The organism is Lysobacter rhizosphaerae (assembly GCF_054779795.1).
In genome coordinates this window covers 88,974-109,130 of sequence record NZ_BAAGXO010000004.1, presented here as the reverse complement: position 1 = coordinate 109,130, position 20,157 = coordinate 88,974, and the positions used below count along the sequence as shown (strand labels likewise).

The 20,157-nt window shown below is 68.1% G+C and carries 13 protein-coding genes; 5 read left to right on the top strand and 8 right to left on the bottom strand.

Annotation, left to right across the window (positions count from 1 at the left end; genetic code table 11):
- Window positions 1-59: 59 nt before the first annotated feature.
- On the bottom strand, window positions 60-1,937 hold the full coding sequence (locus ACYVGE_RS07540; protein ID WP_460728606.1) for a S8 family peptidase: 1,878 nt from the start codon (window positions 1,935-1,937) through the stop codon (window positions 60-62).
- 76 nt (window positions 1,938-2,013) lie between these two features.
- On the bottom strand, window positions 2,014-4,089 hold the full coding sequence (locus ACYVGE_RS07535) for a YadA-like family protein (RefSeq protein WP_460728604.1): 2,076 nt from the start codon (window positions 4,087-4,089) through the stop codon (window positions 2,014-2,016).
- Between the two features lie 234 nt (window positions 4,090-4,323).
- On the opposite strand from ACYVGE_RS07535, the gene ACYVGE_RS07530 reads away from it, so the two are divergent.
- On the top strand, window positions 4,324-5,697 hold the full coding sequence (locus tag ACYVGE_RS07530; protein ID WP_460728601.1) for a sensor histidine kinase: 1,374 nt from the start codon (window positions 4,324-4,326) through the stop codon (window positions 5,695-5,697).
- Window positions 5,698-5,706: 9 nt separating this feature from the next.
- Here the strand turns inward: ACYVGE_RS07530 and ACYVGE_RS07525 are convergent, their stop codons facing one another.
- Both ACYVGE_RS07525 and aceE read right to left on the bottom strand, forming a co-directional pair.
- Window positions 5,707-6,399, bottom strand: a complete 693-nt coding sequence (locus tag ACYVGE_RS07525) for a response regulator transcription factor (RefSeq protein WP_460729109.1) — start codon at window positions 6,397-6,399, stop codon at window positions 5,707-5,709.
- A gap of 38 nt (window positions 6,400-6,437) precedes the next feature.
- Window positions 6,438-9,128: a pyruvate dehydrogenase (acetyl-transferring), homodimeric type gene (gene aceE, locus ACYVGE_RS07520; RefSeq protein WP_460728599.1), complete on the bottom strand. Its 2,691-nt coding sequence runs from the start codon at window positions 9,126-9,128 to the stop codon at window positions 6,438-6,440.
- A 328-nt stretch (window positions 9,129-9,456) separates the two neighbouring features.
- Here aceE and ACYVGE_RS07515 point away from each other — a divergent pair, with 328 nt between their 5' ends.
- The 4 genes from ACYVGE_RS07515 (at window position 9,457) to ACYVGE_RS07500 (ending at window position 14,007) form a co-directional block, all read left to right on the top strand.
- Window positions 9,457-10,623 carry an O-antigen ligase family protein gene (locus ACYVGE_RS07515; RefSeq protein WP_460728597.1) on the top strand — a complete coding sequence of 389 codons (1,167 nt, stop codon included), beginning with the start codon at window positions 9,457-9,459 and terminating at the stop codon, window positions 10,621-10,623.
- A gap of 363 nt (window positions 10,624-10,986) precedes the next feature.
- Window positions 10,987-11,931: a UDP-glucuronic acid decarboxylase family protein gene (locus ACYVGE_RS07510; protein ID WP_460728595.1), complete on the top strand. Its 945-nt coding sequence runs from the start codon at window positions 10,987-10,989 to the stop codon at window positions 11,929-11,931.
- Entirely contained in the window at window positions 11,928-12,827 is a 900-nt protein-coding gene (locus tag ACYVGE_RS07505) for a glycosyltransferase family 2 protein (RefSeq protein ID WP_460728593.1), read from the top strand. The genes ACYVGE_RS07510 and ACYVGE_RS07505 overlap by 4 nt, the downstream gene beginning before the upstream one ends.
- A 43-nt stretch (window positions 12,828-12,870) precedes the next feature.
- On the top strand, window positions 12,871-14,007 hold the full coding sequence (locus tag ACYVGE_RS07500) for a glycosyltransferase family 4 protein (protein WP_460728590.1): 1,137 nt from the start codon (window positions 12,871-12,873) through the stop codon (window positions 14,005-14,007).
- A 128-nt stretch (window positions 14,008-14,135) separates the two neighbouring features.
- On the opposite strand, the gene ACYVGE_RS07495 is transcribed toward ACYVGE_RS07500, so the two are convergent.
- From ACYVGE_RS07495 to rsgA, 4 genes are all read right to left on the bottom strand, one after another.
- On the bottom strand, window positions 14,136-15,113 hold the full coding sequence (locus ACYVGE_RS07495) for a polysaccharide pyruvyl transferase family protein (RefSeq protein ID WP_460728588.1): 978 nt from the start codon (window positions 15,111-15,113) through the stop codon (window positions 14,136-14,138).
- 45 nt (window positions 15,114-15,158) lie between these two features.
- Window positions 15,159-17,432: an NADP-dependent malic enzyme gene (locus tag ACYVGE_RS07490; RefSeq protein WP_460728586.1), complete on the bottom strand. Its 2,274-nt coding sequence runs from the start codon at window positions 17,430-17,432 to the stop codon at window positions 15,159-15,161.
- A 94-nt stretch (window positions 17,433-17,526) separates the two neighbouring features.
- The gene (locus ACYVGE_RS07485) at window positions 17,527-18,795 is read right to left on the bottom strand and encodes a flavohemoglobin expression-modulating QEGLA motif protein (protein ID WP_460728584.1); all 1,269 of its coding nucleotides are present in this window, start codon (window positions 18,793-18,795) and stop codon (window positions 17,527-17,529) included.
- A gap of 87 nt (window positions 18,796-18,882) precedes the next feature.
- A complete protein-coding gene (gene rsgA / locus ACYVGE_RS07480) occupies window positions 18,883-20,016 on the bottom strand; it encodes a ribosome small subunit-dependent GTPase A (RefSeq protein ID WP_460729107.1) in 1,134 nt (377 codons plus the stop codon).
- Between the last annotated feature and the right edge of the window lie 141 nt (window positions 20,017-20,157).

The following is a 20,157-nucleotide window of genomic DNA, read 5'->3' as shown; positions in this document are numbered from 1 at the left end:
TGATAGCCCTAGCCATATCCTTCGTAGTCATCTTCTATGGCAACCGGGGTCGCTGCCGTTTACTGCCGAGCCACGATCGTCACCCCACTAAACGACACCGTCCCCACCAGCTTGATGTAGTACGTGCCGGCCTGCGGTGCGGTGATGCGGATGGTCTCCGAGTTGCCGGCGCGTACCGAACGAAACTGGTACGACGCGGCGCTGGGGCCGGCGTTGAAGCTGGCGTACATGGAGGCGTCGCCGATGCCGCCGAAGGTCATGAACGTCACCGGCACGCCGGCCTGGGCGACGAACTTGTACAGCACCTCGCCACCGGTGGGCGCGCCCTGTGCGGTGAGGTTGACCTTGTTGAACAGCTCGGTCGCGTTGAGGCAGGCCTGTGCCTGCGGATCGCACGGCGGTTGCAGTGCCGTGGCCAGCGCGTTGCTTGCGTCGAGGATGCCGACGCCGATCGGCTGGGTGGCCGGGATCGACACCGGGAACGCACGCGCGGTGCGCTTGAGCAGGGCCTCCATCTCGGCCGGGGTCAACGGCGGGCGGCCTGCGGCCACGACGGCGCTCTGCACCAGTGCGGCGGTGGCGCTGACGTGCGGCGCCGCCATCGAGGTGCCGGCCATGTAGTAGTAGGCCGGGCCGGTCACCGGGTCCAGGTCGGGGGCGGTGCTGCTGCGGTTGCCTGCCTGCAGGATGTAGCCGTTGGGCACGCCGTCCGCCTGCGGGTCGCCGCCGGGCGCGGCGATGTCGACGATCGCGCCGTAATTGGAATACGAGGCCTTGCCGCCGTTGACGCGCGAGGCGCCGACCGCGATCACGTTCTGGCAGTTGGCGGGCGAGAACAGCGAAGTGTCGGTGGAGGAGTTGCCGGCGGCGACCACAATCGTGGTGCCGCGCGCGACGGCGCCGTTGATCGCGTCCTGGGTGTAGGTCTCGCAGGGGCCGAAGCCGCCGAGGCTGAGGTTGATCACTTCGGCCGGGGTCGGGTTGTCGGGCACGCCGGCGACGCTGCCGCCGGACGCCCAGGTGATCGCATCGGCGATGTCGGAGGTGTAGCCACCGCAGCGGCCGAGCACGCGCACCGGCAACACCTTGGCGTTGTGGGCGACGCCGGCGACGCCGACGCCGTTGTTGCTCACCTCGGCGATGGTGCCGGCGGTGTGGCTGCCGTGCCAGCTGCTATCGCTCGGGCCGCTGTAGGCGCCGCAGTCGTCGGTTTCGGTGTAGTTGCCGTTGGCGTAATCGCCATAGTCGAGTGCGCCCGGCACGCGGTCGTTGGTGGGGCGGCGCGAGACGAAGGCATCGGTGATGAAGTCGTAACCCTGCATCAGGTTGGCGTTGAGGTCCGGATGCGGCACCACGCCGGTGTCGAGGTCGGCGACGATCACGCCGTCGCCCCTGGACGTATCCCACGCCACGTCTGCGCGGATGCCGCCGACTTGGTTGTACAGATTCCACTGCTCGGCGATGTACGGGTCGTTGAGGTCCCACCACACGGTGGGCTGCATCATGCGGTCGACTTCGACGCTCTGCACGGTCTGGTCGGCCTTGAGCTGGCTGACGATCTTGTCGAGCTCGGCCGGGTTGAGCATGCGCCCGAGGGCCATGAGGTCGCGGCCGCCTTTCAGCGCGCGCACGCGCGTCGCATGCATCGGCGTGGTCGACTTGGCGGTGCCGGTCATGCGTACGTTGGCGCGGGCCGCGGCGGCTTCGACGATGGCGCGCTTGCGCGTGGTGTCGGTGGGCGCGACCACGTTGGCGCGATAGGTGACGATCAGGCGCGACGAGCTGCGGTTGGTCGTGGCCATCTTCTGCATCGGCATGACCTTGGCCTTGGCGGCGACGCCGGCGGCGAAGGCGACGGGCGTGAGCACGGCGACGGCGAGCAGGCTGCCGGTCAGTGCCGTGACGATCTGGGCCTTGGTGTTCTGCTTCTTGTTCATGACTGCTGTATTCCCCGAGTGATGTTGGGGCGGCGCTCCATCGGGAGCGCCGCCATCCGCTTGGCGTGAAGTGCGCTTACCAGCCGAAGCCCGCGCCGATACCGATCGAGTTGTCGTCGCCGCTGATCGCACCGCCCACGGTGAACGTGGCGCGATCGCTGATCGCACGCTGGTAGCCGATCGACAGCGCGGCCTCGCCGTTCTGGGTGCCGATGCCGACGCCGACGCGGTTCTGCGTGCGCACGCCGGCGGCGCTGGTGGCCATGTTGAGCATCGCGGCGCTCATCGCGCCCTGGCGGTCGATGCGCTGGTCCTGTTTGCCGAGGCGTTGTTCGACATCGCTGCGCAGCTGTAGGAGGTTGTCGTCCCACGCGGCGAAGCGGGCATCGGTGTAGGCGTTGGCGGAGCTCAGCGTCTGCGTGGCGGTGGTGTCGGTGTAGGTGCGCGCCGACGCCAGGGTGGCGGCATCGCCGGTGTCGGCCATGGCCTTCGCCTGGGTGACCGCGGTACCGACCACGCCAGCAACTTCCTGGTCGGTGTAGGTGTTGGCCTGGGTCACGGCGGTGCCGACGGCGTTGTTGGCCACGGTGAGGGCGGTGTCCGCGGTCGCCTCGGCATTCGTCGCCGTGGTCATTGCGGTGTCTGCGGTGGATTGCGCCGTGGTGGCCGTGGTCAGCGCGGTGTCGGCGGTCGTCTGTGCCGTGGTGGCCGTGGTCAGTGCGGTGTCCGCGGTGGTCTGTGCCGTGGTGGCCGTCGACAGTGCGGTATCCGCGGTGCCCTGCGCGTTGCTGGCCGCGGCCAGCGCGGTGTCGGCGGTGGTCTGTGCGGCGTTGGCGGCGGTCAATGCCGAATCGGCCGTGGTCTGTGCCGAATCGGCCGTGGACTGTGCGTTGGTGGCCGCGGTGATCGCGGTGTCGGCCTTGGTCTCGACCGCGCTCAGCTGGTCGAGGTTGACCGCATCGGTGCCCTCGGTGCCGGCGGCGACGTTGGTGATCTGGCGATCGATCGCGGCGTGGGTCGCAAAGGTGACGTCGTCGGTCCAGTCCGCGGATGCGCCGACCGAAACCGTGTTGGCGCGGTCGGCCACCGAGCCCGCACCGATCGCGACGCTGTTGGTGCCGGTGCTGGTGACCTGGGCGAAGCGCCCGATCGCGACGCCGTCGTCGCTCTGCGCCCACGCATTGGCGCCCATCGCCACGCTGCCGGTGTTGCGCGCCCAGGCGTTGTAGCCGAACGCGGCGCCTTCCCAGTTCGCGCCGGACTCGCTGCCCAGCGCGGTGCCGTTGACGACGTGGCCGCCGATGTCGGCGTGTTCGTCGTTCCAGTCCATCACCATTGAGTGGTAGCCGACCGCGGTGTTGCCGTCGCCGAAGGCGAGCGAATACGAACCGAGTGCGGTGGCTGCGACACCGGTGGCATTGGCGGTGGAACCCAGCGCGGTGCCGAAGAAATCCGTCGCCAGCGCGGCGTTGCCGAAGGCGGCGCTTTCCCAGCCCTGGGCCACGCTGAAGGAGCCGATCGCGGTTGCGAACGGCGAGGTGGTGCTGGCGTTGCCGCCGATCGCCATGCTGTAGAAGCCCATGGCGTGGGTGTTGGCACCGATGGCCACGCCGCCGGCGCCTTCGGACCAGGCCAGCGTGCCCAGCGCGACGCCGAAGCCGTAGTCGGCTCGCGCGCCGGCGCCGACCGCCGTGGTGGCGACGTCGTTGGCCTGGGTGTAGTAGACCGTGCCGTCCCAGCTCACATAGGCGCCGCCGATCGCGGTTGAACTGGCGCCCGCGGCGTAGCTCTGCGAGCCCATCGCCAGCGCGTTTTCGCCAAGCGCGGAGGCATTGAAGCCGAAGGCGCTGGCCCAGTTGGCGAACGCGAGCGAGCCGGCGCCAAAGACCGAGGCGCCGTTGCCGATGGCATTGGAGGCTTCGCCGGCGGCGGTGGCTTCTTCACCCTCGACATAGGTGCCGACATCGTCGGCGGGATCGGTGCGGCCGGTGGCATCGAACTGCGACTGCGCCAGCGCCGGCAGCGCGGCGCCGCACAGGACGGCTGCCAGGGCGATTGCCATTGCCGTCCTCGGCAGGCGGGTGGTCGGCGGCATGCTGGTCGGCAGCAGAGTGGTCGGCGCGCTCTCCGGCGCTCGGTAGGACGTGTTCATCAACGTGTTTTCCCCAGGGTTTGATCAAGACGCACGGGCAGGCCGTGTCTGCCGAACTCTGGGCAGCGGGGTGGGCGAAGTCATCCACGGTTCTTTCGCGAAATTTCGCGAAATTTCGCGCTTGGCACGGACCTTTTTTGACGGGCCTCGCGACGCTGACGAGAATGCAGACAGCCGCCCCTTCGGGCGGACCGCTCCATGGGGAGTTGGCTGCTGGCACCTGGGAGAGGAAGCGTGATCCGTCGTACCTGGCAAGCCGTGGCCGCGTGGCTCAACCGCGTGCCGATCAGCGACCCGGTCGATCGCAAGAACGCGCCGTTCATGCAGGTGGTCCTGCTGTTCTTCGGCGTGTACCTGCCGATCAACCTCTACCACTACCTGTTCGTGTCGGGCTTCGTCAGCCGCGCGCCCGCCGTTTCCACCTGGCTCAACGCGGCCACCGACGTCGCGATCATTGCTTCGGCCTGGATCGGTGTCTGGTTGATCCGGCGCGGCCGGCTGCGGCCTGCCGTGGTGTTGTTCCTGTCGGCGATCCTGGTGTCGCTGACCGTGGTGTTCCTGCAGACCGGGCTGCGCGGCTTGGTCATCGACACCACCTACCCCGTGCTCTCGCTCGTCATCGGCGGACTGGTGCTCGGGCGCGGCGCGTTGTGGAAGGTGTTCGCGTCGCTGGTGCTGATGCTGGTGCTGGGCGCGTTCGTCGATGCGTTCCGGCCGGCGCTGGCGCCGGCCAAGGCCTATGCACCGAACTGGGCGATGTCCGCGTTCCTGCTGTATGTGCTGATCACCATCGTGCTCGACCGCACCATCCGCGCCTTGCGCAGCAGCCTGGACGAAAGCGAGCAGAAGAGCCGCGCGCTGGCGAAGGCGAATGAGCGCCTGCAGCGCGAGATGGCCGAGCGCGAACGCGCGCAGGCGCGACTGATCCATGCGCAGAAAATGGAAGCGGTCGGCCGGATCGCCAGCGGGATTGCCCACGACTTCGACAACGTGCTCAACGTCGCGCTGGGCTATGCCGCCGACCGCGAGCGCATCGCCGACCACGGATCAAAGGCCTTGATCGACGCGCTGCAAGGCGTGGAGCTGTCGGTGCGGCGTGCGTTGTCGATCAGCCGCAAGCTGTTGAACTTCGGCCGGCAGGATCTCAGCCGGCCGGAGGTGTTCGATGCGGCGCAGGCCCTGCGCGAACTGCAGCCGATGCTGCGTCAGTTGTTCGGCGCCGGGACGCGCGTGCAGCTGGAGATAGGCGACGAGTCGTTGCCGGTGCTGATGGATCGCGGCCAGTTCGAGCTGATCGCGCTGAACATCGCCGCCAATGCGCGCGATGCGATGCCGGAAGGCGGCAGTTTCATCGTCAGCGCAAAACGCGCAAGCGATGCCGCCGAACTCGAGCTGGCGCTGTCCGATACCGGCTGCGGCATGCCGGAGTCGGTACGCGCGAAGGTGTTCGAACCGTTCTACACGACCAAGCCCATGGGCAGCGGCACCGGCCTGGGCCTGGCGGTGACGCATGACGTGGTCGAGAAGTGCGGCGGCACGATTGCCGTGGAGAGCGTCAGCGGCGAAGGGACGACGTTCGTGATCCGGTTGCCGTTGGCCGAGGGCTGACCGCGAGGTTCAACCGGCGAACAGGAACCCGACGCCGCGCGTGGCCACCAGCGGCAGCGTCGTCTCCGCGGCGGCTTCGGCCTTGCGGCGCAGGCGATGCACCAACGCATCGAGCCGGCGTGGATCGAAGTCGCGGTCGTCGCCGGCCAGCGCGGTGAGCAGCACTTCGCGTTCGACCGGCTGGCCGTTGGCGGCGAACAACAGTTCGAGCACGCAACGTTCCGAGGCGGTCAGCGCCAGTAGCGCGGCGTTCGGTGCGACCAGGCACCAGCCGTTGGTCTCGAGACGCCAGCGTGCGGGAGTCGCGAGCGCGGTCGCCGCTTGTCGAGTGCGCGTGGGCGACAAACGCCGCGCCAGGCTGTGCAGGGTCACCGCCAGCACTTCGCCATCGACCGGTTTGGCGAGGAATGCATCCGCGCCGTCGGCCAGCGCACGCACGTGTTTGTCGCGGCCGCTGCTGGCGGTGAGCATGACGATGCCGAGATTGGGCAGGGACGCGCGCAGGTGGCGGATGACGTCGAGCCCGTTTTCGTCGGGCAGGCCCATGTCGAGCAGCACGATGTCGAAGGTCTGTCCGACCATTCGGCGGTAGAGCTCCGCCGCGGTACCGGCGCCGACGACATCGAAGCCGTAGGCGCGCAGCGTGGGCAGCAGGAACGACTCGCGCAGCAGCTCGTCGTCTTCAAGCACGGCGACGCGCATGGCGGCGTTGCTGCTGCCCTGCGCCGGATGCGCAGGTGTCACACACCCACCGGGTTCGGCTTCTCGCTGTCGATCTTGTACTGCTTGATCGCGCGGGCCACGTCCTTCGCCGTCATCTTGCCGTCCGCTGCCAGCGCCGCGATGGCGGCGTGGGCGATGTGGAAGCGGTCGACTTCGAAATGGCGGCGCAGGTTGGCGCGCGTGTCCGAGCGGCCGAAGCCGTCGGTGCCGAGCACGGTGTAGCGCATCGGCACGAACTCGCGGATCTGGTCGGCGTAGATGCGGATGTAGTCGGTGGCGGCGATGGCCGGGCCCTGGCGGCCTTCGAGCAGCTGCGTGACGTAGGGCTTGGCCTGGGTCTTGGCTTCCGGATTCAGACGATTGGTGCGGGTGGCGTCGTGGCCGTCGCGCGCGAGTTCGTTGAAGCTGGGGCAGGACCAGATGTCGGCGCTGACGCCGAAATCCTTGTCGAGCAGTTCGGCCGCGGCGATGGCCTCACGCAGGATGGTGCCGGAGCCGAGCAGCTGCACGCGCAGTTCGCCCTTCTTCGGCTTGCCCGCGTCCTGCAACAGGTACATGCCCTTGATGATCCCCTCGGCGCTGCCCTCGGGCATGTCCGGGTGGGTGTAGTTCTCGTTCATCAGGGTGAGGTAGTAGTACTCGTCGCGCTGCTCGGTGAGCATGCGTTGCATGCCGTGCTGCATGATCGTGACGACTTCGAAGCTGAAGGTCGGGTCGTAGCTGCGGCAGTTGGGGATCAGGCCGGCCTGGACCATGCCGTGTCCGTCTTCGTGCTGCAGGCCTTCGCCGTTCAACGTGGTGCGGCCCGCGGTGGCGCCGAGCAGGAAGCCGCGCGCGCGCATGTCCGCCGCCTGCCAGGCGCTGTCGCCGATGCGCTGGAAGCCGAACATCGAGTAGTAGATGTAGAACGGCAGCATCTGCAGGTTGTTGGTGCTGTAGCTGGTCGCACACGCGAGCCACGAGGAGAACGCACCGGCTTCGGTGATGCCTTCCTCCAGCACTTGTCCTGCGGAATCCTCGCGGTAGTACATGAGCTGGTCGCGGTCGACCGGCTTGTACTTCTGGCCCTGCGGAGCGTAGATGCCGAGCTGGCGGAACAGGCCTTCCATGCCGAAGGTGCGCGCTTCATCCGCGACGATCGGCACGCAGCGCGGGCCGACGGACTTGTCGCGCAGGGTGATGTTGAGCATCTGCACGAACGCCATGGTCGTGCTGATCTCGCGGTCGCCGGTGGTCTTGAGCAGGCGGTCGTAGGCTTCGAGCTTGGGGACTTCGAGCGACTCGACCGACTTGCGGCGGCGCTGCGGCAGGTAACCGCCGAGGGCCTTGCGGCGCTCGTGCATGTATTCGACTTCCGGCGAGTCCTTGCCGGGGTGGTAGAACGGCACCTGGTGGTCGACGAGCTGCGCGTCGGTCACCGGGATGTTGAAGCGGTCGCGGAAGAGGCGGACGGCTTCGTCATCCATCTTCTTGGTGCCGTGGGTCGGGTTGAGCGATTCGCCCGAGGCGCCCATGCCGTAGCCCTTCACCGTCTTGGCGAGGATCACGGTCGGCATGCCGGTGACGTTGCGCGCGGCCTCGTAGGCGGCGTAGACCTTGTGCGGATCGTGGCCGCCGCGGTTGAGGCGCCAGATGTCGTCGTCGCTCATGTTGGCGACGAGCGCGGCGGTCTCCGGGTACTTGCCGAAGAAGTTGTCGCGCGTGTACTTGCCGCCGAAGGCCTTGCAGTTCTGGTATTCGCCGTCGACGGTTTCCATCATCAGCTTGCGCAGCACGCCATTGGTATCGCGCGCGAGCAGCGGATCCCAGTAGCTGCCCCAGATGGTCTTGATCACGTTCCAGCCGGCGCCGCGGAACTGGCCTTCGAGTTCCTGGATGATCTTGCCGTTGCCGCGCACCGGACCGTCGAGGCGCTGCAGGTTGCAGTTGACGACGAAGACCAGGTTGTCGAGGCCTTCGCGGCCGGCGACTGAGATCGCGCCGAGGGATTCGGGCTCATCGGTTTCGCCATCGCCGAGGAAGGCCCAGACCTTGCGGTCGGTCTTGGGCAGCAGGCCGCGGCCTTCGAGGTACTTCCAGTTGCGTGCCTGGTAGATCGCGGAGATCGGGCCCAGGCCCATCGACACCGTGGGCACCTGCCAGTAGTCGGGCATCAGCCACGGATGCGGGTAGGAGCTGACGCCACGGCCGTCGACTTCCATGCGGAAGTGGTCGAGCTGGGATTCGCTGATGCGGCCTTCGAGGAAGGAGCGCGCGTAGATGCCGGGCGAGCTGTGGCCCTGCACGCCGATGACGTCGCCGGGGTGGTCGCCTTCGGGGCCGCGCCAGAAATGGTTGAAGCCGACGTCATAGAGCGTGGCGGCCGAGGCGAACGAGGCGATGTGGCCGCCGAGGTCACCGGGCTTGCGGTTGGCGCGTACCACCATCGCCATCGCGTTCCAGCGGATCAGCGAGCGGATGCGCCATTCCATCGCGGCGTCGCCGGGCGACTTGGCCTCGAGGTGCGCGGGGATGGTGTTGATGTATTCGGTGGTGGGCTGGAACGGCAGGTGCGCGCCGGCGCGACGGGCGACTTCGACCATGCCTTCAAGCAGCTGGTGGGCGCGCGGGTTGCCTTCGCGGTCGATCACCGCCTGCAGCGATTCGACCCATTCGCGGGTCTCGGTGGGATCGGGATCGTTTGCGAGAAGCTCGTTCAGCCAGTTCATCGTGGGGGCTCCGCGCAGCGCGCCGGCTACGCTGTGGGTCTTTGGATTAGAGCCGCGATTCTAACAGGCGGACGGATTCGGCCGACCCACCGAGGTCAAGCGGCCGGTGCGAATACGTTTCCAGCGCGCGGCGCGATGCAGCGCGCAATGGTTGCGGCCATGCCGGCGCGCCCCCTCACGTGGCGGCAACCACCGTGGCGGGATCATGCCGGACCCGCCGGCGGCGCGGTGCGACCGCGCGACCAGGAAGCAAGGAGCAATGCAGACCAGGGCAAGCCAATGGCGCACGCGCGTCGAGCCAGGAGCCACGCGCGTCGAGTCAGGAGCAATGCCCCTGGCACGTGCACTGCTGGGCCTTGGCCTCGGCTGGCTGATGGTCGGCATGGCGATCATGCCGGCCAACGCCTCGCTCGGGCCGGGCCACGCCTTCATGGCCGGCCTGATCGTGCTGCTGTTCCTGCCCGCCTACTACGTCGCCTTCGCGCAGCAGGCGCGTGTGTGGCGACAGCTGTGGCCGTTGCCTGCGTTCCGCGTGTTCCTGGCGCTGCTGTCCTGGGCGGCCTTGTCACTGTGCTGGGCCACGCTGGAGAAACCGTTCGATGGCCTGGCGGCGCTGCTGAGCGTGCTCGCATTCGTGCTGGGCTGGCACGCCTTTGCGGCCAATGACGCGGGCCGGATCCGCTCGCTGCTGCTGGCCACGGGGCTGGGGCTGTCGCTGTGCGCGCTGGGCTTCATCATCCGATACGTGGTCGCGCCAATGCCGGACGGGCGCATCATCGGGTTCGGCACCATCGCCACGGCCAACTACGCCGCCATGCTGATGGGCGCAGTAGCGCTGTGGTTGAGCCAGCTGGACATTCCAGGCCGCGGCTGGTCGGTATTGCGCTGGGTGGCGGTCGGCTTCCCGCTGATATTCATTGCCCTGACCCAGAGCCGCGGCACATGGCTGGCGCTGGTTGCCTGCGTCCAGCTGATGCCGCTGTGGCGGCCGGAACGGGCGGTCCGCTGGCTGGCGCTCGGCACCTTGGCGCTGCCCCTCGTGGCGCTGGTGGCCGCCGCGGCAGGCTGGACCGTGCTGCTGGAACGGGGCATGTCGCTGCGCCCGGGCCTCTTCGCCCAGGCGGGGCAGCTGGTCGCCGCGCATCCGGTCAGGGGTCTGGGCCTGGGCGAATCCTTCACCCTATGGGTGAAGGGCCAGCCCTATGTGCATACCCACAACGTGTTGACCCAGGTGGCCGTGGAACTGGGGCTGCCGGGTCTGCTGCTGGCCGTGGCCGTGTGGCTGCCGGTGGCGTGGCAGGGCTGGCGGCACCGCGGCAGCCCGCAGGGTCGCATCGTGCTGACGCTGTGGACGTATGCCACGATCGCGCTGCAAATCGACATGCCGCAGGTGCTGGGCAGCGTACGCCCGACCTGGCTGCTGGTCTGGCTGCCGTTCGCGATGGCGCTGGGCCTGGCCGCGAATGGAAGTCGGGCGGATAAACGCGCTCGTTGAAACCGGGTAGGCGGCCAACACGCGGTGAGGACGGGTTGGGTTCTGTGAACGGCGGCGCGGGCCGGGAGTGCAAACCTTTCGGCCAAACGCTGCGAAGGGCATGATGCGCAAGTGCCAGATGGCGCTCATCCCACAACGGACTCCGATGCAAAAGATCCTGGTCACCAGCGGCCAGTACGTGCCAGCGGTGGAACAGGGCTTTGCGGGAACCGATCTGCTGGCGCCCCCGCCCGGCACGTACCCTGCGCGCCGGCCGGTTTGTGACCAGCCCGCGCGTTTCGCGCATTCCCGCTATCGGCCAATTCAGGCAAAGGGCAGGATCATGCGGCGCCCAGCGTTCCCTCGTGCTTTCCCCCAGGACCCATGCTCAAGACCCTAGTGACCGGCGGTGCCGGCTTCCTCGGCTCGCACCTTTGCGAGCGCCTGTTGCGCGACGGCCACGACGTGCTGTGCGTCGACAACTTCTATACCGGCGGCAAGCAGAACATCGCCCACCTGCTGGGCAATCCCTACTTCGAACTGATGCGGCATGACGTCACCTTCCCGCTGTACGTGGAAGTCGACCGGATCTACAACCTCGCCTGCCCCGCGTCGCCGATCCACTACCAGTTCGATCCGGTGCAGACGACCAAGACCAGCGTGCACGGCGCGATCAACATGCTCGGGCTGGCCAAGCGCCTGAAGGCGCGGATCCTGCAGGCCTCGACCAGCGAGGTGTACGGCGATCCGGAGATCCACCCGCAGACGGAGGACTACTGGGGCCGTGTGAATCCGGTTGGCATCCGCGCCTGCTACGACGAAGGCAAGCGCTGCGCCGAGACCCTGTTCTTCGACTACTACCGCCAGCACAACCTCGACATCAAGGTCGTGCGCATCTTCAACACCTACGGCCCGCGCATGCATCCCAACGATGGCCGCGTGGTGAGCAACTTCATCGTGCAGGCGCTCAGGGGCGAGGACATCACGATCTACGGCGACGGCCAGCAGACGCGCAGCTTCTGCTACGTCGACGACATGATCGAGGGGTTCGTGCGGATGATGGACACCGAACGTGGCTTCACCGGGCCGATCAACGTGGGCAATCCGTGCGAATTCACCATGTTGCAGCTCGCCGAGGAAGTCCTGAAGCAGGTGGGCGGGCGCTCGAAGCTGGCGTTCAAGGCACTGCCGGCGGACGACCCGAAACAGCGCCAGCCGAACATCGCGATGGCGCGCGACAAGCTCGGCTGGGAGCCGACGGTGCAGCTGGAAGACGGGCTGCGCGAAACGATCGCCTATTTCAAGCGGACGCTGATGGTGGCCGCATGAGCACCTCCTTCTCCGTCATCGTCACCAGTTACAACTACAAGGCCTTCGTCGAGGAGGCCATCGAAAGCGCGCTGGCGCAGACGCGCGCGCCGGCGCAGGTCATCGTGGTGGACGACGGCTCCACCGATGGCAGCGTCGAATTGCTCAGGCAACGCTACGGCCACGATCCGCGCGTCACGCTGCTATGCGGCGAGAACGGCGGGCAGCTGGTGGCGTTCCAGCGCGGGGTCGCCGCGGCAACGGGCGACGTACTGTGTTTCCTCGATGCCGACGACCGCTGGACACCGGATTACCTGCAGCAGGTCGGCGCGATCTTCGACGTGCGGCGTGATGTCGGTTTCGTGTTCAGCGACATCTGCCTGTTCGGCAACGAACAGCGCACGGTGGGCTATGCGGACCGGCCCACGGACCTGGGCCACACCGCCATCAGCACCTACGTGCTCACGTACTGGTACGGGGCGCCGACCTCGGCCCTGTCGCTGCGCGCGGACGTCGCGCGGCGCTGCCTGGAGCTGCCGGCGGACTACACGCGGACGTGGCGGCTGTCGGCCGACAACTGTCTGGTCTATGGCGCCAGCGTGCTGGGCGCGCGCAAGTACTACCTGCCGACCGGCAGCGTGGGCTATCGCATCCATGGCAACAACGGCTGGTGGTCGAACCGCACGCAGACGGCGAACTACCTCAATCGCTTGCATTCGCGCGCGCTGGTCGGGCATTACGCGCGCATGGCCGGCCTGGACGATTCCTGCCTGGAGCTGGCCAAGCTGGAATACCGGACCAAGCCGGATCCGTCGTGGGCGGAGAAGAAGCGCTACGCCTCGCTCGCGCTACGCGGCGCGGCACCCTGGTGGAAGCGGTATGAGCGTGCACTGAGCGTACTGACCGACCGCAAGTAAGGGTCGTGGCACGAAACCCCGCGGCCCCGACAGGTACTCCGGCATGAAACTGCTGTACACCAACTTCCACGACGGCGATGGCGGTGGCCATACCACCTACATCGTCACCTTGGCGCGTGCGCTGGCGACCCGGCATGAGGTGCATGTCGCGGCGCCGGCCAGCAGCCGCCTGCTGCGCGAGGCGCGAGGCCTGGCCGGCGTCCACGTGGCGGCGCAGGAATTCCCCAACGGCCTGAAGCAGCTGCGTTCGCGGCGGCGCGCGCGCCGCGCGCTGGCGGCGTTGCTGCGCGCGCACGACTTCGACGTGGTCCACGTCAATGGCTCGGCCGACCACCGGCTGGTGCTGGCGGCCATGCGCGGGCTGCGCCGGCGGCCACGGATCGTGCTGACCAAGCACAACTCCAAGCCGATTGCCGGCATCGGCCAGCGCTTGCGCGCCCGCGCCACGGACCAGGTGATCGCGGTGTGCGACTACACGCTGCGCGAGTTGCAGCAGTCGGCCTATCGGCGCTGTCATCTCGAAACGGTGCACAACGGCATCGACATCGCGCACTTCATGCCATGGCCGGAGGGCGCGGCCAGCGCGGAACGGCAGCGCTGGGTCGGTGATGCGCCCGCCCTGCTGATCGGCAGCATTGCGGGAACGGCGCTCTACAAGGGGTGGATGGACCTGGTCGAGGCGCTGCCGTTGCTGCCGGCGCCGCTGGGCGAGCGCGTGCACGTGCTGGTGGCGGGCAAGCCGCCGGCCGTGGAGCAGCGCCAACGCATTGCCGCGTTGGGCTTGGCCGATCGCGTGCATTTCCCGGGCATGCTGGCCGATGTGAGGCCGCTCATCGCGGCATTGGACGCCGGCTTCGTCCTGTCGCACGACGTGGAAACGATCTCCTTCGCGTGTCGCGAGATGATGGCGATGGGCAAGCCGGTGCTGCTGACGGACTACGCGGGGCTGCCGGAGAACATCACGCCGGGGCGCGAGGGCTGGGTCGTGCCGGTGCGCGACCAGGCGGCCCTGGCGCAGGCCCTGCAGCACATGCTGGAACAGCGCGAGCAGCTGCCGACCATGGGCGCGGCAGCGCGCGACCGGGCTGTCGCCGGATTCGGCATGGGACCTTTCATTGCCAAGACCGAAGGGATTTATCGGCGGCTGGTTCAGGCTGGGCTGGCGCCTGCCGTGGGATGAAGGCATGGCGTTCGTGCCGCTTCCCGGCGCCGGAATGCCCCCTCCCCAGCCCTCCCCCGCACGCGGGGGAGGGAGTCTCAGGCTCCTTCCCCCGCGTGCGGGGGAAGGTTGGGATGGGGGCACTGGTGTCAGGCTCCTTCCCCCGCGTGCGGGGGAAGGTTGGGATGGGGGTGGTGCGGGCGCAGGAATTGCAGCCCATGGTCAACAGCGAAACGCGCGCAGGCCTCGCGCATCCGTTCCTGCTGGCGGGCGCGAGCGGCGAGGTCGCTGAGGACGAAGGCGCCGCTCGCGCTGGCAATGTCGATCAGCTCCCGGCGCACGCGTTCGACGTCGGACGCCGTCGCGGCGCGCACGGGGCGTAGGTGGTTGCGTTCGTCCGGGCCGCCGACGAAGCGGGCGAGGCGGTTGCCGATGGTCTTGCCGGTCGACAGTTTGCGCTTGAGTTCGACGTGCACCTCGGCGCTGTTGAGCTTCATGCCGAGGGTGTCGAGCCAGTCCTGCCACTTGAAGTTGTTGAAGCGGCGCGCCAGTACCAGTGCGCGCCACGGTACGCCGAGGGTGTCGGCGAAGATCGCGCCGTGCAGGGATTCGGTGAGCACGCGCTCGCAACTGGCGATGGCGTCGGCGACAGCCTGCGGCGACTGGCGCGGATCGATGGGGTAAAGACCTGCTTCGCGCGCGAGCGTGTCCCAGTCCCAGCTGTCGTAGCTCTTGTGGTGCGGGACGAGGCCGATGCGGCCACTGACCGGTGATGGCGTTCGATGCAGCGGCGGCCACAGCACCGCGGCATCGCCGAGGCCGAGTGCGGGATCGAGATGGCACTTGGCCGCGGTGCCGGGACCGCGCACCCAATACACGCGCCAGTCGCTGCCGAGCTGCGGCGTGCCGCGATAGCCGCAACCGGAACCGAGCACGACCTTGGGGCCGTCCGGCTGGGTGCCGCCGAGGATGGTGCCGATGCCGTAGAGCCAGGTGTCGGGATGCTGCGCTTCGAGGTCCGGGAACAGGGCAGGCCACAGTTCCAGGTTGAGGTCATCGCCGAAATTGCCCTGCGGCAGCTTGCAGTACTTCAGGCGCATGCCCTGCTTCTCCCTATTCGGCTTCATCCCACGGGCATCGCGTCGCGACGCGATGCCCGTCGCGTGCCCTGCTTACTTCCGTGCCGCGCGGATCTGCGCATCCACCGCGGCGATCGCGGTCATGTTGACCACGCGGCGCGGGGTCGAAGCCGGTGTGAGGATGTGCGCGGGCTTGTCCAGGCCCATCAGGATCGGGCCGATCGCGACGCCATCGGTCATCACCCGCACCATGTTGTAGGTGATGTTGGCGGCGTCGAGGTTGGGCATCACGAACAGGTTGGCGCGGCCCTTGAGCGTGGAGTTGGGGAAGATGCGGTGGCGCAGCTCTTCGTCCCACGCGGTGTCGGCCATCATCTCGCCGTCGACCTCGAGCTTGGGCACGCGCTCGCGGATGATCTGGTACGCCTTGCGCATCTTCGCCGCGGAGGCATCGTCGTGGCTGCCGAAGTTGGAGTGCGACAGCAGCGCGACCTTGGGCTCGATGCCGAACAGCTTCATGCGGTAGGTCGCCTGCAGCGTGGCCTGGGCGATCTGTTCGGCGCTCGGATCGAACTGCACGTGGGTGTCGAGGAAGAACCACACGCCCTGGTCGTTGATCACGCCGGTCATCGCGGCAGTGCCGGTGACGCCCTGCTCGAAATCGAACACGCTGCGCATGTAGCCGAGCTTCTTGTGGAAGCGGCCGACCAGGCCGGAGATCATCGCGTCGGCTTCGCCGCGCTCGACCATCAGCGCCGCGATCAGGGTGGGACGCGAGCGCAGCAGGTTCTTCGCCGCCGCCGGGGTGACGCCGCGGCGCTCGGTGAGGGCGTGGTACTGCTGCCAGTAGGAATCGAAGCGCGGATCGGAATTGATGTTGGTCAATTCGAAATCGACGCCCGCCTGCATGCGCAGGCCCAGGCGCGCGATGCGCGCCTCGATCACCTCGGGGCGGCCGATCAGGATCGGATAGGCGAGTTCCTCGTCGAGCACCGTCTGCACGGCGCGCAGCACGGTCTCTTCCTCGCCTTCGGCGTAGACCACGCGCTTCTTGTCGGTGCGGGCGCGGTCGTACACCGGCTTCATCAGCAGGCCGGTGCGGTAGATGAACTGGGCGAGCTTCTCCTCGTACGCCTTCATGTCGAGGATCGGGCGCGTGGCCATGCCCGAATCCATCGCCGCACGCGCCACGGCCGGCGCCAGCATCACCAGCAGGCGCGGATCGAACGGGCGCGGGATCAGATAGTCGGGGCCGAACTTCGGGATCTCGCCGCCGTAGGCACCGGCCAGGTCGGACGATTCCATGCGCGCGATCTGGGCGATGGCGCGCACGCAGGCGAGCTTCATCGACTCGTTGATCTCGGTCGCACCGACGTCGAGCGCGCCGCGGAAGATGTACGGGAAGCACAGCGCGTTGTTGACCTGGTTCGGGTAGTCCGAACGGCCGGTGGCGATGATGCAATCCGGGCGCACTTTCTTCGCGTCTTCCGGGAGGATTTCCGGATAGGGATTGGCGAGGGCGAGGATGATCGGCTTGTCGGCCATCGTCGCCACCATTTCCGGCTTCAGCACGCCACCGGCGGAGAGGCCGAGGAACAGGTCGGCGCCGTGCATGATGTCGGCGAGCGTGCGCTTGTCGGTGTCGCGGGCGTAACGCTGCTTGTCCGGGTCCATGTGGCCGCGGCCGGTGTAGAGCACGCCATCGCGATCCACCGCGAGGATGTTCTCCGGCTTCATGCCCAGCGCCACGAGCATGTCGAGGCAGGCGATGCCGGCGGCGCCGGCGCCGGAGGTGGCGAGCTTCACCTCGCCGATCTTCTTGCCGACGATCTCAAGCGCGTTGAGCACGGCCGAGCCAACAATGATGGCGGTGCCGTGCTGGTCGTCGTGGAACACCGGGATGTTCATGCGCTCGCGCAGCTTGCGCTCGACGATGAAGCACTCCGGCGCCTTGATGTCCTCGAGGTTGATGCCGCCGAAGGTGGGTTCGAGCGCGGCGATGATGTCGACGAGCTTGTCCGGGTCCTTCTCGTCGACCTCGATGTCGAACACGTCGATGCCGGCGAATTTCTGGAACAGCACGCCCTTGCCTTCCATGACCGGCTTGCCGGCCAGGGGACCGATGTCGCCCAGGCCGAGCACGGCGGTGCCGTTGGAGATCACCGCGACCAGGTTGCCGCGCGCGGTGTACTCGCTGGCGAGCCGGGGATCGCGGGCGATCTCCTCACAGGCGTAGGCGACGCCGGGCGAGTACGCCAGGGCGAGGTCGCGCTGGGTCACCATCGGCTTGGTCGCGGTGACCTTGATCTTGCCGCGCGGTTCCGCGCGGTGGTAGTCGAGGGCGGCTTGTTTCAGGTCGTCGGACATCGCGGGCTTGAATTCGGCGGGGCTCGGGATTGTAGCCTGCCCCCTGCGGCGGGTTTTGTCGCGGAATCCGCGGATTCCGGCCCGGGCGCCGGCTTCAGACGTCGAGGTCGAAGAAGTCGCCACCCTTCGCCACCGCATCGAGGCGGATACGGTTGGCGAACAGCGAGAAGGCGAGCATGCCGGCCAGGCCGTTGGCCCGCACGATCCACTGTGGCATCCAGCGCGGCGGCACCAGCACGCCCTGGTCGAACAGGGGTTCCAGCCGCTGCACGTCGCCCAGGGTCATCTTGCCGGCGAACAGGCGCCGGCACAGCAGCAACTTGCCGTGGCTCATGGCCCAGCGGAAGAAGGTGTGCACGCTGATCAGGCCGCGCAGGTACACGGTGTCCTTGGTGAAGGCCGAGCCACCGGTGGGCGGCACGCCGCGGAACACGCGCTGCGCCGAGGTGAAGCTGTCGGAGTCGCTCTGGCCGGCGGCGCGGAAGTAATGGAACACCTCCAGGAAGTCGGCCCCGTCCAGGGCCATCGCCACCGCCTCGATGCGCAGGCTGATGCGCTTCATGCGCTCGATGTCGATCGAGCCGGTGATCTGTTCGGCGAACACGGCCAGGCCTTCCTGGGTCGCGGTGGTGCGCGGCGAGGACAGCGCCAGGCTCTGCAGGTGCGGCTGCTCGCGGCCGTTGAGCGCGGTGAGCGAGTGCACGAAGGCCTCGTGTTCGATCAGCTGGTGGCGGTCGTAGTCGCTGAAGGCGGCGCCGTGGCGCAGGCGGATGCGGGTGGCGCCGGCGGCGGCCTTGGCGATCAGGTCGGGATCGAGCACGACCTCGATGACGCGCTGGTTGAAGAAATCATCGAGCGCGGATTGCAGCTGCAGTTGCAGCGCGGTGGCGGAGATCGACACGCATTCGGCGGGCGAGAGCAGTTCGCGGTCGAGCTCGTCGGCGATGTCGATGAAGTGGCGCGCGGCCTCGCGTGTGGTCGGGCCCTTGCCGGGCAGGATCTCGTCGGGTCGCCCGAACAGCTCGATCGACAGGCCGGAGACGGCGTGGGTGCCCAGTACTTCCAGCAGGCCGGCGGCGATCGACCAGCTGCGCGCGGATTCGCAGATGTAGCGGCCGATGGGATGGTCGTGATCGGCTTCGTTGGCGACCGCGTCGAGTTCGCGCCGCTCTTCGTGGAAGTCGTACTTGGGGTATTCGATCACCGGCATCGGGTAGCGGCCCTGCGCGGCTTCGTCTAGGAACGACTTCTGCACGCTGGCGGGCCAGCTCACCTGCGAGAGCAGGCGGATGCCCTTGGCGGCCTTGACCATGCGCGCATCGAGCGCGGAATGGTGGGCGACATCGGGGCTGAGTTCGGTCATGGGTTTTGCTCCTTCCCCAGCGGGGAAGGCCCCCACCCCGGTCCTCCCCCGCGGCGCGGGGGAGGGAGTGCGGTGCGGGAGCGGAGTTCAGCGGCGCCCATATTTCTCGTCCGGGCGCTTGTTCGGCGTCTTGCCCGGGGCCTTGTCGTCCGCCTTCTGCGCGCGGCGGTTGGCGGCCTTGCTCGCGGCGGCGGCGACTTCATCGCTGAGCTTGAGGAAGTTGGCGAAACGCTGCGGGTCGAGCTTGCCGGCCTCGATCGCGGCGCGGACCGCGCAGCCGGGTTCGCGCTGGTGCTTGCAGTCGCGGAAGCGGCATTGTTCGGCCAGCGCCTCGACGTCGCTGAAGTTCTCGGCAACGTCTTCCTCGCCGGTCGGCTTGAGTTCGCGCATGCCAGGCGTGTCGATCAGGCAGGCACCGGTCGGCAGCGGGATCAGCGCACGGTAGGTGGTGGTGTGGCGGCCGCGCGAGTCGCTTTCGCGTACCTCGGCGGTCTTCATCCTCTCCACGCCGAGCAGGGTGTTGGTGAGCGTGGACTTGCCCGCGCCCGAGGAACCCACCAGCACCGCGGTGCGGCCGGGCTGCAACCAGGCGTGCAGGGCGGCGACGCTGGCCGCGTCCTTGGCATTGACCGCGCGCACGGCGACGTCCTGCGCGGCGAGTTCGAGCACGGACACGGCGGCGGCGCTGTCGGTATCGGCGATGTCGGACTTGGTCAGCACTACCACCGGCTCGGCACCGCCGCCGCGCACCAGCAGCAGGTAGCGCTCGATGCGGCGTGGGTTGAAGTCGGCGTCGAGGCCGCAGACGACGAAGACGGTGTCGACGTTGGCGGCGATGAGCTGCTGCTTGTAGTGCTCGCCGGCGGCGGCACGCTTGATCGCGGTGCGGCGCGGCAGCAGCTCGACGATCTTCGAATGTTTGATGGAACTGCCTTCGATCAGCACCCAGTCGCCCACGGCCGGGCGTTCTTCCGGGGCGCTGGCACCCTTGCGGTAGGTGGCCGGGCGCAGCCATTCAGGCAGGGATTCGACCGAAAAGCTGTGCTCGGGGCCATCGGCCACGATATATCCGCTGCGGTGTTGCTCGACTACGCGGGCCGGGCGGGCATGGGGGCGCAGGACCATGGCTTCGCGCCAGGCGAGCTCGACGGGCAGGCCGTCGTCGGCCAGGGGCCAGCCAATGGCCTGCAGGTCGGCGAGGTCGGGGGTCGCCGTCTCGATGCTCGACGTGCTCAAACTGGGACGCGGATGGAGGGCATGGCCCGATTCTAGCCGCCGCGCTGGCGGGAAAGGCCCCGCAGGCCTTTTCGGCCTGTGATATCGCGCCCATTGCGCTGAACCCGTGCCGCTGAAGCGGCGGGA

Coding starts and splice junctions, on each gene's coding strand:
- ACYVGE_RS07540 (WP_460728606.1), bottom strand. CDS start 1,937: ATGAACAAGAAGCAGAACACCAAGGCCCAGATCGTCACGGCACTGACC.
- ACYVGE_RS07535 (WP_460728604.1), bottom strand. CDS start 4,089: ATGAACACGTCCTACCGAGCGCCGGAGAGCGCGCCGACCACTCTGCTG.
- ACYVGE_RS07525 (WP_460729109.1), bottom strand. CDS start 6,399: ATGCGCGTCGCCGTGCTTGAAGACGACGAGCTGCTGCGCGAGTCGTTC.
- aceE (WP_460728599.1), bottom strand. CDS start 9,128: ATGAACTGGCTGAACGAGCTTCTCGCAAACGATCCCGATCCCACCGAG.
- ACYVGE_RS07515 (WP_460728597.1), top strand. CDS start 9,457: ATGCCCCTGGCACGTGCACTGCTGGGCCTTGGCCTCGGCTGGCTGATG.
- ACYVGE_RS07510 (WP_460728595.1), top strand. CDS start 10,987: ATGCTCAAGACCCTAGTGACCGGCGGTGCCGGCTTCCTCGGCTCGCAC.
- ACYVGE_RS07505 (WP_460728593.1), top strand. CDS start 11,928: ATGAGCACCTCCTTCTCCGTCATCGTCACCAGTTACAACTACAAGGCC.
- ACYVGE_RS07500 (WP_460728590.1), top strand. CDS start 12,871: ATGAAACTGCTGTACACCAACTTCCACGACGGCGATGGCGGTGGCCAT.
- ACYVGE_RS07495 (WP_460728588.1), bottom strand. CDS start 15,113: ATGAAGCCGAATAGGGAGAAGCAGGGCATGCGCCTGAAGTACTGCAAG.
- ACYVGE_RS07490 (WP_460728586.1), bottom strand. CDS start 17,432: ATGTCCGACGACCTGAAACAAGCCGCCCTCGACTACCACCGCGCGGAA.
- ACYVGE_RS07485 (WP_460728584.1), bottom strand. CDS start 18,795: ATGACCGAACTCAGCCCCGATGTCGCCCACCATTCCGCGCTCGATGCG.